Source organism: Microbacterium sp. B35-04 (assembly GCF_010634885.1).
GTDB lineage: Bacteria > Actinomycetota > Actinomycetes > Actinomycetales > Microbacteriaceae > Microbacterium.
This window is the reverse complement of record NZ_MWLP01000068.1, coordinates 37,819-50,257: the sequence shown is the minus strand read 5'-3', so window position 1 is coordinate 50,257 and position 12,439 is coordinate 37,819. Positions and strand designations below refer to the sequence as shown.

Sequence of the window (12,439 nt, the reverse complement as noted above, 5' to 3'; positions counted from 1 at the left end):
CCCCCCCCCCCCCGCCGCGCCCCCCGCCGTGCCCGCCGCAGGATCGCCGTGGATGGCGAACTCGAGCTCGAGCCAGCCCTCGCCCCATGCCAGCGGTGTGTATTCGCGGCTCGGAGCTGCGCGCAGCTCTTCGACGGACTGCGGGTCGCCGTCGGGGAAGAAGATCCGGAGGTGGTCGTCGGCGCCGAGCGAGGCGAATCCGGCGAGCTCATCGCCCTGCAGGCGCACGCGCACGTACGAGGGGGTGAGCCACTCCCGCGCGGCGAGGGTCACACGGCGGAAGCGCAGCTCGAGGCCGGTGGGCTCGAGCGAGAAGGCGGAGGTCATGGGTTCTCTCTTTCGGTGGCAGTGGGTATGGGCGCTCGGGTCATTCCCAGAGCACGATGGGGCGGCCGGCGATGTCGACCACGCGTGCCGGAGTGTCGTACAGCGCGGCGAGGCGCTCCTCGGTGACGACCTCGGCCACGGTTCCGTGGTGCACGACGCGGCCGGCCCGCATCGCGACGATGTCGTCGGAGTACTGCGCGGCGACGTTGATGTCGTGCAGTACGACGACCACGGTCATCCCGCGCTCATCGGCGAGGCGGCGCACGAGCTTCATGAGCGCCACGCCGTGGCGTGGGTCGAGGTTGTTGAGCGGCTCGTCGAGGAGCAGATGGTCGGTGTCCTGCGCGAGCGCCATGGCGACGAACGCGCGCTGGCGCTGACCGCCCGACAGCTCGTCGAGGAAGCGCCTCCGCACCTCGTCGAGGTCGAGCAGCTCGATCGCGTCGTCGACGTGGGCACGGTCGTCGGGGGTGCGCCCCGAGCCGCCGTGCGGAAAGCGTCCGTACGCGACGAGGTCCTCGACGCTGAGCCGGATCGCGAGGTGGTTGTCCTGACGCAGGATCGCCAGGCGCCGCGCGAGGTCGCGCGACTTCGTGGCGGTCACGTCCAGGCCGTCCACCGTGATGACGCCGCCGTCGGTGCCGACGAGGCGCCCGACGGCGGCGAGCAGCGTCGACTTGCCGGCGCCGTTCGGGCCGATGATGGCGGTGACGCCGGGTCGGATGTCGATCGACACGTCGTCGACGGCGACCAGCGCGCCGTGGCGTTTGACCACCGAGTCGGTGCGGATCATCAGCGGGCCCTTCCGGTGAGAACGAGGACGATGAAGAACAGCCCGCCGACGAACTCGATCACAACCGGGAGTTCGGTGCCGAAGCCGAGCAGACGGGACAGGATCAGCTGGCCGCCGACCAGTGCGATCACGCCGATGGCGATGGCGGCGGGCACGCTGCGCAGGTGACGGTGGCCGACCGCGCCGTACGCCAGGTTCGCGACGATCAGACCGAAGAAGGTCACCGGGCCGACCAGTGCGGTGGATGCCGCCACCATCGCCGCGATCGCCACGATCACCTGCATCACCACGCGGCGGTGCGGGACGCCGAGCGAGATCGCGGTGCTCTCGCCGAGCGACAGCACGTCCAGCTCGCGACGGATCGGCCAGAGCGAGGCCAGCGCCACGATCACGAGGACGCCGGTGGGCAGCAGCAGCTCCCGATCCACCGACGTGAAGCTCGCGAACGTCAGATCCTGCAGGATCGCGAACGTGTCTGGGTCGAGCAGGCGCTGCAGGAACCCGGTGACCGAGCGGAACAGCACGCCGAGCACCAGCCCGGCGAGCACGATCACGTGCAGGTCGAGGCGGCGTCGCAGGAACAGCCACCAGTACAGCAGCACGATCGAGCCCGCCATCAGCACGAGCTCGACCAGCCACGACGCGAGCGGTGGCGCCGACACCAGCAGCGCCGGCCCGATCGCGAACGCGACGAGGGTCTGGATCGCGAGGAACACGGCGTCGAAGCCCATGATGCCGGGCGTCAGGATGCGGTTGGCCGTGATCGTCTGGAAGAGGACGGTGGATGCCCCCACCGCCGCCGCGGCGATCACCATGCCCGCGATGGTGCGGGTGCGCAGGCCCAGCGCGTACTCCCACTTGCCCGGCAGGTCGGTTAAGAGGAACACGAGCACGATCGCGGCCGCGAGCGCCGTGAGCGCCCACAGCGCGCCGGTCGGATGCCGCAGGCTCCGGGTCGCGCGGCGGGCGCCGTCGAGGAAGGTGGCGGTCATCGCGTCGCCTCCTGACGCGCCGGGGTGCGCGGGCGGCGTTGAGCCGCGGCATCCACCGGCTTCGCCGTCCCCAGCAGCAGCCAGAGGAAGACGACGCCGCCCAGCACTCCCATCACGATCGAGATCGGGAGCTCGAACGGAAAGCGCACGACGCGCCCGATGATGTCGCAGAGCAGGACGATCGCCGCGCCCAGCAGCGCGACCAGCGGGACCGCGCGCCGCATGTTGTCGCCGATGAGGCGGCTGACGATGTTCGGCGCGATCAACCCCAGGAACGGCAGGGCGCCGGTGACGACCATCAGGATGCCGGTGACCAGCGCGATGATCGTGACCCCGACGCCCATCACCGCACGGGTGTCCAGGCCAAGGCCGCGCGCGGCGTCGTCGCCGAGTCCGGCCACCGTGAAGCGGTCCGCGGCGATCCAAGCCACCAGCGCTGCGGCCGCCGCGAGGTAGAGGATCTCGTACCGGCCCCGGAGGATGCTCGAGAAGTCGCCGATGCCCCAGCTGAGCAGCTCCTGCAGCATGTTCGAGCGATAGGCCACGAACGTGGTGACGGCTCCGATCACGCCGCCGTAGAGGATGCCGACGATGGGCACGAGCACGCTCGAGCGCGACGGGATGCGGCGGGCCAGAGCCAGGAAGCCGAACACGCCGACCAGCGCGCCGATGGTGGCGAAGATCGCCTTGCCCCAGATCGGGAGACCGGGAACCGACATGAGCACGGCCAACAGCGCCAGGCTCGCGGCATCCGTCGCCCCTGTCGTCCCGGGCTCGACGAACCGGTTGCGCACCAGCAGCTGCATGATGAGGCCGGTGATGGCGAAGGCGGCGCCGGCGAGCACGAGAGCGACGGTGCGCGGGATGCGGCTGGCGAAGAGGATGAATCCGTCGAGTTCGGCGACGCCGATGAACAGCGAGATCGTCGCGAGGGCGGCCACCGTGGCCACCCCCGCGACGATCCAGAGCGTGGGGGAGATGCGGGTCAGGACTCCGCGCTCCCCACTCGGACTTCGTGCGGCACGACGGCTCAGCCGGCGATGGCCTCGTGCACCGAGGTGAGCACGTTCTCGATGGCGGTCAGGCCGTTGATGACGATGTAGAGCTCGCTGGCGGGCAGGTAGACGAGGTGATCGTCCTGCGCGGCGGTCGTCTGTGCCACGAGCTCGTTGTCGAGGGTCTCTTCGGCGCTGGAGCCCTCGCCGGTGGCGGCGCCACGGTCGAACGCGAAGATCCAGTCGGGGTTCGCGGTGAGGATGAACTCGTTCGTCACGGTGTCGCCGTGGGGCGAGCCCTCGGCGCCCGGAAGCTCCGCGGCGACGACCGCCGGGGTCCAGCCGAGCTCGTCGAAGAAGTAGCCGAAGCGCGAGCCCTCGCCGAACGCGCCGACCTCGCCGCCCGAGACGGACAGGACGAGGGCGGTGCCCTCGGCGTCGGACTCGATGGTGGAGACGAGCTCCTCGATGCCGGCGGTGAGCTCGGCGACCTCGTCCTCCTTGCCGAAGATCTCGCCCAGCTGCGCGGCCCGCTCGAGGCCGGCGCTCGGGTCGAAGGTACCGGCGTACGCGCCCGTCAGGTCGATCGTCGTGGCGATCTCGGACAGCTCGTCGTACTGGCCCGTGCTGCGCGCGGCGGTCACGATGAGTTCGGGCTCGAGCTCGGCGACGGCCTCGAAGTCGGGCTCGAAGAGCGTGCCGACCTTCGGCAGATCGGCGTACTCCGAGAGGTAGTCGGGGAGCACCGCGTCGGGGATGCCGACTACGGCCTCGCCGGCGCCGATCGCGTCGAGCGTGTCGAGCGTGGCGATGTCGAAGGTGACGACCGAGGCGGGGTTCGCCTCGACCTCGACGGCCTCGCGGTCGACCTCGGTGTCCTCCTGGTACGACGACTCGCCGTCCCGCTCGACCAGCACCAGGGTGGGCTTGGCGTTCTCGACGACGACGGTCGCCGACTCCGCAGCCGCGGCGGGTTCTTCGGTCGCGGAAGGCGACGAACAGGCGGTGAGGGCGAGAGCGGTGACGCTCAGAGCGGCGGCGGGCAGAAGCAGGCGCGATCTCTTGTGCATGTAGGTAAGGCTATCCTAAGCAGGAGATCGTCTGATTTTGATAGAGTCCGCATCCGCGACGCCGGCACCCGGAAACTCGGGACACGCGTCGTCCTCGGCCGTCCGTCAGGACGCGTGCCGGACTTCGCAGTCGCTTCCGGGGGACAGGATCGCCTCGTGCCCGTCGTCGTAGCGCACCACGAGCAGCGGATTCTCCCCGCTGCCGCGCACCTCGATCACCTCGCCCGAACGCTCTGCCGCTCCTACGATGCGGCCGTGGATGACCACGCGGTCGCCGACATTCGCCTGCATGCGGACCACCTCCTGGCGCACACGATACGACGCTCGGGCCGCGATGGGTAGGGAGTCCGTGAAGCGGATCGGACCGTCGCGGAGGCGCGGCGTATCGTGCCTCCGGCGAGAGCAGCGCGCCTTCGGCGGTGCTGGGTGCGCGCCTTCGGTGGCTAGCGCTGCTTCGGCGGGGCTAGAGCTGGGCGCCGTCGTCGTCGCGGTTCTCCAGGCCCACGCTGCGCCCTCGCCACGACTCGTAGGCCATGAGCCAGCCGATCGATACCGCGGCGGCGAGCACGACGCCCAGCAGCACATTGCCCCAGATCAGCCCGAACACGATCCCCAGTGTGAACATCAGGGCCGTTCCGAGCGCCCAGCCCGAGTGGCCGCGGGTCCAGCCCTTCCGCGTGGTGGTCATGCCGAAAGCCTAGGGGCGCGATCGTGGCCGGGGGCGCATCTGCGCTCCCGGCTCTGGATAGGTTGGAGGTCGACGATCCCGCACACGGAACGGAAGCCATGACCCTGAACGTCAGCCCGATCACCCTCGGCACCTCCGGCCTCGGCCGTAACACGGTCCCGGGCTCCCCCGAAGAGGACGCCGCCGTCGCCTTCGCGGAGCAGCTCTTCGCCACCACGCACGCCTTCCTCGACACCTCGAACAACTATGCGGGCGGTCGCTCGGAGGCGGTGCTGGGACTCGCGATCGCACGCATCGGGACGGATGCCGCGACCCGCGTCATCTCGAAGGTCGACGCCGATCCCGACACGGGCGCGTTCGACCGCGACCGCGTGCTGCGCTCGTTCGACGAGACCGTGACGCGCCTCGGCGTCGATCGCCTGCCGCTGCTGCACCTCCACGATCCCTACACGGTGACCTTCGACGAGGCGATCGGCCGTGGCGGCGCCGTCGAGGGGCTCATCGAGCTGCGCGAGTCGGGCAGGGTCGATGCCATCGGCGTCGCGGCGGGACCGGTCGGGCTCATGGCCCGCTACGTCGGAACGGGCCTCTTCGACGCCGTGCTGGTGCACAACCGCTTCACGGTCGTCGACAGCTCCGCCGCGCCGGTGTTCGCCGACGCCCGTGAGCGCGGGATGACGGTGTTCAACGCGGCACCGTTCGGCGCCGGCATCCTCGCCACCGGTCCACGCGAGGGTGCGATGTACGGCTATCGCCCCGCGACGCCTGAGCTGCAGGAGTGGGTCTCGCGGCTGGAACGCGTCTGCGCGTCGTTCGGCGTGACGCTGCCGGCCGTCGCACTGCAGTTCTCGCTGCGGTCGCCGCTCGTCGACTCGACGGTGGTAGGACTGTCGTCGGCGCCGCGCCTCGCGCAGCTCGAACAGCTCGCCGCGACGCCGATTCCTGACGACCTCTGGACGGAGCTCGAAGCCCTCGGCCCGGCGCCGACGACCATCGATGACAGCGAATACGCCTGACCGACGGGATCTCAGGGCTGCGTCGCGTTGACCGCGACCATCCAGTCGATGCCGTAACGGTCGGTGAGCATGCCGAACCGGCCGCCCCACGGGGGAGTGTCGAACGGCATCGTGACGGTGCCGCCGTCGGCCAGCTTGTCCCAGAACCCCTGCAGTGCCGCCTCGTCGTCGCCGCTCACCGACACCGAGATGCCCGCCGGCTTCTCGTACGGCATGCCCGTCGGGGTGTCGGCCCCCATGAGCGTGAACCCGTCCGGGGTCTCCAGCTGGGCGTGCATCACGAGGTCGTTCTCGGCGGGATCCTGCACCATGCCCTCGTACTGGCCGAAGGTGTCGATCGTGAGATCGCCGCCGAACACGGACTGGTAGAACGTCATCGCCTCGCGGGCTTCGTTCTTGAAAGACAGGTACGGGTTGAGGCTGGGCATGTCGAACTCCTGGATCTGGTCGATGGATGCCGCGCCCGGCCGCGTGGCGGGTCCCAGTGTCGTCCGGGCCTCCGACATCCGCAAGGGACGCCGGATGACGCGGCGTCGAACATCCGGAGGCGCCTCTGCGGCCTCCGGATCCGGCGACTCAGCGGTCGCGGTGATCCTCGGGGTGCAGGCGCGGTCCACGGCGGGGCTCTCGCACGCCGCTCGCTCCGATCAGCCTGATCACCCGCTGCCGCTGGCCCGGCCAATCTGCCAGGAGCCGCAGCATCCCATCGTCGTCGACGCGGTGGCCGGTGAGCGCGTAGCCGACCTCATGGGCGACGTGATAGTCGCCGACGCTCACGGCGTCGGGGTCGCCCAGCGCCCGGATGCGGGTCTCAGCAGAGGTCCAGGGGCCGATGCCGTGCTGGCTCACGAGCACGCGATCGACGGCCTCGCCATCTTCGGCGGCGAGGACGGTGCGTACGATCGCGTCGCCGCGGCGGGCCGCGCGCACGATGGTCTTCGACTGCGGCGGCTCCAGCCCGGCGCGGTGCCAGACCCAGGACGGCACGTGCTGCCATCCGTCGATGGTCGGCGGCGCGAACATGGGCGCCGGCGTCGGCCCGGGGGCACGCTCGCCGCACCAGGTGACGACGCGCCGCCACGCGGCGAACGCCTGCACGCCGGTGACCTTCTGCTCGAAGATCGCGCTCACCAGCGCGTCGAAGACGAGTCCGGTGCGCGACAGGCGCAGTCCGGGATTGCGGTGGTGGGCGTCGGCGATGAGGGGATGCCGTGTCGCATCGAACCCTTCGGCGTCGTCCTCCGCGCCGCACAGTGCGGGCAGCTGCGCGAGCGCCCACTCGCGTCCCGGTCCCCAGGCTGCGGCGCGGATGACGCCCGGGTGCGTCTCGCGGATCGCCAGCGTGGCGACGCCCGCCGGCGTCCGGCTCACCCGCCAGATCACGGCGCCCGAGACGGCCATCGTGGGGTCGCCAGCGCCGCGGCGCTGGTACAGCACCGTGCGGCGCAGGTCGAGCGGGTGCCGCGGCCGGTACTCCGTCTCGAGGGGCCGACCCGGATCGGGGCGGGGGTCGCGGGGGCGGTGCTGTCGGTGCGACGCAGGCGCCTCGGCATCCCCGGTGCGGGGAATGCGCGAGAGCGACGTGGTCATGCGGCCCACCCTACGCCTCGGCCTCCGACATCCCTGCCGGACCGGCGGCGCTCAGAAGCGGTCGGGCGACGGGGTGCCGTGGCCGTAGCGGATCACGACGTCGGCGTGGCGGTCGAAGCGGTAGCCGACGCCGCGCACCGTGCGCACGATGTCTTCGTAGCGGCCGAGCTTGGCGCGCAGACGCCGCACGTGCACGTCGATGGTGCGCTCGCCCGGGGCGTCGTCGTCGGTGGTGCCCTGCCAGAGGGAGGTGACGAGCTCGGTGCGCTCGATCGTGCGGCCCTCGCGGAGCACGAGGTACTGCAGCAGCTCGAACTCCTTGAAGGTGAACGCCGCCGACTCGCCGTCGATGAGCACGCGCTTGCGCGAGATGTCGACGACCACGCCGCCGGCCGACGGGTCTTCGTCCTCCGGCTCCTCCTGCTTGGTGCGGGCGACCGCAGAAGGCTCGTGGAGGGCGAGGCGCACGACGTCGACATCGCGTCCGCCGGCGCCGACCGGCGCGAGGGCGACGGTGGCGTACGTCTCGGCGGAGGGTGCGAGCTCGGCGATCGTGCGGCGCAGCGCGTCGACGAGCACACCGAGGCTCACACCCGACGCGGCCGCCTTCGCCTCGTCGAGGCCGACGTAGAGGGCGAAGCCGCGCGGCGCGGTGCCGGCGGGGAGAGCACGAGAGGCGGCCTGCGGGGCCTCGGCGGCCGGCGCGGCGGCCGGGGCGTCGGATGCCTCGGCGACGGCCGGGTGGTTCACGGCGCGGAGGTGGCGGACGGCGGTGGTGGGACGGTCGAGGAGAGCGGTGGTCGACATGATGATGGTCCTTGCGGGAGGAACCCGGAGAGCTGAGCCGGGTTGGATGTGCTGCGGCCCGGATCGTCGGAGGCGATGAGGCCGTCGGCCGATGAAGGCCTGTGCCCGACGGTGGGCGATGTGCGAAGCGGATCCGGGTGCGCGTGATCGACGCACGAAACCGGTGCTTCGGGGGGGCTCCGTGCGATCCGTTTTCAGAAGCGGAGGAGGAGTCCGACGGGGGTCACCGTGCTAGTGGCACATTCGACAACACATGGCAACGCGACCGGCCATCATCATGCCGGCAGTCCTGTTCGCCTCCCGGGCGGACAGATACAGCGCGTTGTCAGTCATGTGGCCGATTATGACGGACTTTGTCGGAAAACGTCAAATCGCACGGATGCAGAGCCCCGATCGTTTCGGAATGTGACAGATTGCTCACTCCGCGGCGCGGAGGTCTCAGCCCCCGGGCCGATCGCGCGGTCGACGCGTGGCACGTGGGGGGTCGACAGGCCTCCGCCTGAGGGCCAGCAGGGCGCCGCCTGAGCGTTTTCCGCGACATGGCGAGCGGCTGATCCCGATGGCGGAGGGCGGGCGTAGCCTGTGCGGGTGACCGAGCTGCGCTTCACCAAAGAGACGGACGCGTCGCGCTACACGCTGCACCGGGGCGATGACCTCGTGAGTGTGCTCGACTACCGCGACGACGGACGCACCGTGGCCATGACACGCGCCTACACAGTGCCCACGTTCCGCGGGCACGGCTATGCCGGCGAGCTCGTCGGCCGTGCCGTCCAAGAGATCGAGCAGACCGGCGATCGCGAGGTCGTGCCGGTGTGCTGGTACGTCGCGGACTGGTTCGAGGAGAACCCCCGCCACCGCGGCATCCTGCGCGCCCGCTCCTGACGCGATCGGCCGCTCCCGGCCGATCGCCCTTCGGGCATCGTCCATCCCTTGTCAAGCCCATGCCGCCGGGCACCCCGCCCGGCGAAGCTGGGGGAAGACGAGAGGAGTCCGCGATGGATCGCGATCGGTCGAACGACCAGGAACTTCCCGAAGGCGTCATCAATGCCGCTCCAGCCGGTGGCTGGGAGGGCGTCGACGATCAGGAGTCCCGCGAGCGCAGCGCCGCGATGACGGATGCCGAGCTGCTGACGGATGCCGCGCTGCAGCCGGACGACCCGGTGGAGGGGGAGGCGGCCCGGCAGGGCGCCGACCCCGACCTTGCGACCGACGGCGGACGAGGAGAGGAACCCTGAGATGAGCACGACAGGTAACGAGTACGAGCAGCCGGGAGTGAACTACCCGGATCGGGAGGACGCCGGCGGCGCGACCGAGACGCCGGGCGACGACGACGCCGTTCGCGACCAGCAGACCGACACCGCTCCGGCGATGGGCGAGCCGGGGCCCGACGCCCAGCCGGCTCGGGCGTGGACCGAGTCGTCAGGGCAGGAGACCGCCGGACAGACGCCGACCGCATCGGGCACGGGCGCCGCTTCGAACGCGGCGGGCCAGGAGCAGTCGGCGGCCGGGCAGGCTGGAGGAGCAGCGGCCGCCGGACCCTCCGAAGGAGCGCTGAGCGGCGAGCCGAGCCACGAGGCCGTCGGGATCGGGGTCGTCGACGACGCAGATCACCACGGCAGTGACGCCGGCCGCGACACCCTCACCGTGAGCGAGGCTCAGCGTACGCCGGGCGCGCTCGGAACCGAGCAGGAGCAGCGGCTGCCGGCGATGGCACAGAACAACGCGTCCGAGGTCGACAAGGTCGCGGGCATCGTCGTGCAGACGCGCTCCGACGTCGGCGGCGAGCCACTGGAACGCATCGCCGAGGTGCTGCGCCAGCGCCTCACCCAGGCGGGCGTCGAGCTTCCCGAGCACGACATCGAAGAGCTGGCGCGCCAGGTCTCGACCGGTGACGCGGACGGACCTGCCGACTCCGGACGCGGGCCGTCGGCCTGACACCGCGATTCCCGCACTGTCGCGCACGCGCCCGGCCCTAGGCTGGGCGCGTGCGCATGGAGGAGCTGTTCACCGCCGTCGCCGTCGGATTCGAGGCGGTCGGCGCCGCGGCGATGATCGCGGGATTCCTGATCGCGCTCGTTCTCGGTGCCCGCTCGCTCGCACGTCATGAGGGCGGGCAGGCGGCCTTCACCGTCCTGCGCACGACGCTCGGCGCGGCGATCCTGCTCGGGCTCGAGGTGCTGGTCGCCGCCGACCTGATTCGCACCATCACCTCCAAGCCCTCGCTCGAAGACGCCGCGATCCTCGGACTGATCGTCCTGATCCGCACCGTCCTGTCGATCTCGATCCAGATCGAGATCGAGGGCACGCTCCCGTGGCGTCGCGCGCTGCTGCGCAGCGGCGGTCAGATGATCGGCGACGCCGTGGCTCGCGATCGCGAGGCCGGGCGGCAGGCGCCCGCCGCGCGCGGATCCGTGGACCCGGACCCGCGCGTCGGCTAGGACCCTAAGCGACCGCGCACACCGTGGTGCGCTCGTCGGCCGTGTGCAGGCCGATCGGCCGCGGCCAGGCGACCTGTGCGGGGCGCGGGGCACGGACTGTCGGCATCCGCTCCGAAGCGGCGATCTTCCGCTCCCGAATGGCCGTGAGGAGTGCGTGCTCGCGCTCCCGCGTCCAGGTGTCGTGACGGTACTGCTGTTCGGCGGCGTATACAGCGAACATGGTTTCCTCCGTTGGTTCCGACAGAGAGAACCTACGCGGGGGGTCCGACATTGCCGGGTCACGTCCGGATGGCAGGAATCCGTCGCAGAGCGGCGGTCTCGCGCCCGGTGTCAGCCCGCTCCGGCGAACGTGCGGATGAGGCGGGCGGCGGGCGCGGCATCCCGGATCATCGTCTCGTGGCCGTGCCCCGGCACCTCCGCCAGCCGTCCGTCGGGCATGGTCTCGGCGATGCGGAGGCACCATTCCCGCGGAGCCACCAGGTCGTCCTCGCCCCGCAGCACCAGCGCCGGCACGCGGGCCTGGGCGAGGACGTCCTCGGGGCGGTGTGCGAGCATGGCGCGGAACTTCGCGCGGATCCGGGGACCCGCATGGACGTACTCCCGCGCACCCGCAGCGATCACACGGGGACTCTCGACGGCGATGTCGCGGAGCAGCCGCCACAGCTGCCGCGGGGCCGTGCGGGCGGCGGGATCGACGGTCGGCCCGACGAGGACGATGCGGTCGACGACGGACGGATGCCGCACCCCGATCTCGAGCGCGATCTGCGCTCCCATCGAATGCCCGACCACGACGGCGGGAACGCCGACCCGCTCCCGAAGATAGGCGGCCACGAGATCGGCCATCCGCTCGATCGTGAGCACCCGGGCGGGCTCGGGCGCCTCGCCGTAGCCGGGAAGGTCGAGGGCGATGACCTCGCCGTCGCCCAGGTGGCGGGTGAGATCGGCGAAGACGGTGCGGCCCATTCCGATGCCGTGCACGAGCACGTACACGCAGCGCCCGGACCCTCGGCGCTCGGCGATCATCGTCGCGCCGGCATGCGCGAACTCCTCCACCTCCGGCATCGGTCAGGCGGCGCCCGGCTGATCGCGCAGACCCACCCGATCGGGGATGTCGAAATGCACGCGGGGGAGCCACGCCGAAGGCTCCGGCCACGGCCGCGACGCGGGAAGGGCGCGCAGCCGCGCCCGCAGCGCCGATCCGGACGCCTCCACCGGCAGCACGCGAGAGGGGGCGTGGTGCGCCAGGGCGCCCAGCCACCAGTGCCGCCAGGTGCCCTCGATCGCCTCGGGCCCCGCCACGACGTAGTAGTCCGGCATGACCGCCTCGCCGGTCTCGAACAGCGACAGCAGAGCATCGACCTCGGTCTCGAGCGAGCCGAGGGTGCAGCGCTCCTCGTACAGCTCCACCCACGCTGCGGCGACGTGCTCGAGCGGATCGGCGTCGTGCACCACGTAAGGCGTCGACACGGAAGACACCAGGTGCGCGGCGACGGCGGGCTGGGCCTCGCGCAGCGACAGTGCGACGAGTGCCGGAACGTCGGCGAGGCCGGTCAGCAGTTCTTCGCTGCCTGCTCCCACGAGGGCCACCACGGTCGATCGGGGAGCGGTGTCTGCGTTGTGCGCCATGTTCCACGATACGTCCGGAGACGCCGCCGCGGGTGGGCGCCTCGCCGGGGTCGCTTCGGGGTGGGCCGTCTGCGGCCTGCCTCGGCGGGGATGTCCG

Annotated in this window: 18 protein-coding genes; 5 read left to right on the top strand and 13 right to left on the bottom strand. The window is 71.4% G+C overall.

Annotated features, from left to right (window positions below):
- The 7 genes from B1729_RS15160 to B1729_RS15130 form a co-directional block, all read right to left on the bottom strand.
- The coding region (locus tag B1729_RS15160) for a siderophore-interacting protein (protein WP_204318940.1) at nucleotides 1–327 on the bottom strand (327 nt) is incomplete at its 3' end.
- A 40-nt stretch (nucleotides 328–367) separates the two neighbouring features.
- Complete coding sequence (locus B1729_RS15155; RefSeq protein WP_163633568.1) at nucleotides 368–1,120, bottom strand: ATP-binding cassette domain-containing protein; 753 nt, start codon at nucleotides 1,118–1,120, stop codon at nucleotides 368–370.
- Nucleotides 1,120–2,112: an iron chelate uptake ABC transporter family permease subunit gene (locus B1729_RS15150; protein ID WP_163633567.1), complete on the bottom strand. Its 993-nt coding sequence runs from the start codon at nucleotides 2,110–2,112 to the stop codon at nucleotides 1,120–1,122. Before B1729_RS15150 ends, B1729_RS15155 begins: the two co-directional genes overlap by 1 nt.
- Nucleotides 2,109–3,062, bottom strand: a complete 954-nt coding sequence (locus tag B1729_RS15145; protein ID WP_163618386.1) for an iron chelate uptake ABC transporter family permease subunit — start codon at nucleotides 3,060–3,062, stop codon at nucleotides 2,109–2,111. Before B1729_RS15145 ends, B1729_RS15150 begins: the two co-directional genes overlap by 4 nt.
- Before the next feature lie 80 nt (nucleotides 3,063–3,142).
- Complete coding sequence (locus tag B1729_RS15140; RefSeq protein WP_163618277.1) at nucleotides 3,143–4,177, bottom strand: ABC transporter substrate-binding protein; 1,035 nt, start codon at nucleotides 4,175–4,177, stop codon at nucleotides 3,143–3,145.
- A gap of 105 nt (nucleotides 4,178–4,282) precedes the next feature.
- Nucleotides 4,283–4,468 carry a DUF1918 domain-containing protein gene (locus tag B1729_RS15135; protein ID WP_163618278.1) on the bottom strand — a complete coding sequence of 62 codons (186 nt, stop codon included), beginning with the start codon at nucleotides 4,466–4,468 and terminating at the stop codon, nucleotides 4,283–4,285.
- Between the two features lie 172 nt (nucleotides 4,469–4,640).
- A complete protein-coding gene (locus B1729_RS15130) occupies nucleotides 4,641–4,865 on the bottom strand; it encodes a hypothetical protein (protein WP_159842119.1) in 225 nt (74 codons plus the stop codon).
- 98 nt (nucleotides 4,866–4,963) lie between these two features.
- On the opposite strand from B1729_RS15130, the gene B1729_RS15125 reads away from it, so the two are divergent.
- Entirely contained in the window at nucleotides 4,964–5,881 is a 918-nt protein-coding gene (locus B1729_RS15125; RefSeq protein WP_163633564.1) for an aldo/keto reductase, read from the top strand.
- 11 nt (nucleotides 5,882–5,892) lie between these two features.
- On the opposite strand, the gene B1729_RS15120 is transcribed toward B1729_RS15125, so the two are convergent.
- The 3 genes from B1729_RS15120 to B1729_RS15110 all read right to left on the bottom strand — a co-directional run bounded on the left by B1729_RS15120 (nucleotide 5,893) and on the right by B1729_RS15110 (nucleotide 8,278).
- On the bottom strand, nucleotides 5,893–6,309 hold the full coding sequence (locus B1729_RS15120; protein ID WP_163618280.1) for a VOC family protein: 417 nt from the start codon (nucleotides 6,307–6,309) through the stop codon (nucleotides 5,893–5,895).
- A gap of 148 nt (nucleotides 6,310–6,457) precedes the next feature.
- Nucleotides 6,458–7,471: a DNA-3-methyladenine glycosylase 2 family protein gene (locus B1729_RS15115; RefSeq protein ID WP_204260084.1), complete on the bottom strand. Its 1,014-nt coding sequence runs from the start codon at nucleotides 7,469–7,471 to the stop codon at nucleotides 6,458–6,460.
- Nucleotides 7,472–7,522: 51 nt separating this feature from the next.
- Entirely contained in the window at nucleotides 7,523–8,278 is a 756-nt protein-coding gene (locus B1729_RS15110) for a winged helix-turn-helix domain-containing protein (RefSeq protein WP_163618281.1), read from the bottom strand.
- A 588-nt stretch (nucleotides 8,279–8,866) separates the two neighbouring features.
- Between B1729_RS15110 and B1729_RS15105 the strand changes: the two genes are divergently transcribed.
- The 4 genes from B1729_RS15105 to B1729_RS15090 all read left to right on the top strand — a co-directional run bounded on the left by B1729_RS15105 (nucleotide 8,867) and on the right by B1729_RS15090 (nucleotide 10,716).
- Nucleotides 8,867–9,160, top strand: coding sequence for a GNAT family N-acetyltransferase (locus B1729_RS15105; protein ID WP_163618282.1), 294 nt, complete (start codon nucleotides 8,867–8,869; stop codon nucleotides 9,158–9,160).
- A gap of 113 nt (nucleotides 9,161–9,273) precedes the next feature.
- Nucleotides 9,274–9,513: a hypothetical protein gene (locus B1729_RS15100; RefSeq protein WP_163618283.1), complete on the top strand. Its 240-nt coding sequence runs from the start codon at nucleotides 9,274–9,276 to the stop codon at nucleotides 9,511–9,513.
- 1 nt (nucleotide 9,514) lies between these two features.
- The gene (locus B1729_RS15095; RefSeq protein WP_163618284.1) at nucleotides 9,515–10,213 is read left to right on the top strand and encodes a hypothetical protein; all 699 of its coding nucleotides are present in this window, start codon (nucleotides 9,515–9,517) and stop codon (nucleotides 10,211–10,213) included.
- Between the two features lie 56 nt (nucleotides 10,214–10,269).
- A complete protein-coding gene (locus tag B1729_RS15090; protein ID WP_204260091.1) occupies nucleotides 10,270–10,716 on the top strand; it encodes a DUF1622 domain-containing protein in 447 nt (148 codons plus the stop codon).
- Between the two features lie 4 nt (nucleotides 10,717–10,720).
- On the opposite strand, the gene B1729_RS15085 is transcribed toward B1729_RS15090, so the two are convergent.
- The 3 genes from B1729_RS15085 to B1729_RS15075 form a co-directional block, all read right to left on the bottom strand.
- Nucleotides 10,721–10,936: a hypothetical protein gene (locus B1729_RS15085; RefSeq protein ID WP_163618286.1), complete on the bottom strand. Its 216-nt coding sequence runs from the start codon at nucleotides 10,934–10,936 to the stop codon at nucleotides 10,721–10,723.
- A gap of 110 nt (nucleotides 10,937–11,046) precedes the next feature.
- A complete protein-coding gene (locus B1729_RS15080) occupies nucleotides 11,047–11,778 on the bottom strand; it encodes an alpha/beta hydrolase (RefSeq protein ID WP_163618287.1) in 732 nt (243 codons plus the stop codon).
- Between the two features lie 3 nt (nucleotides 11,779–11,781).
- A complete protein-coding gene (locus B1729_RS15075; RefSeq protein WP_163618288.1) occupies nucleotides 11,782–12,342 on the bottom strand; it encodes a hypothetical protein in 561 nt (186 codons plus the stop codon).
- Nucleotides 12,343–12,439 lie beyond the last annotated feature (97 nt).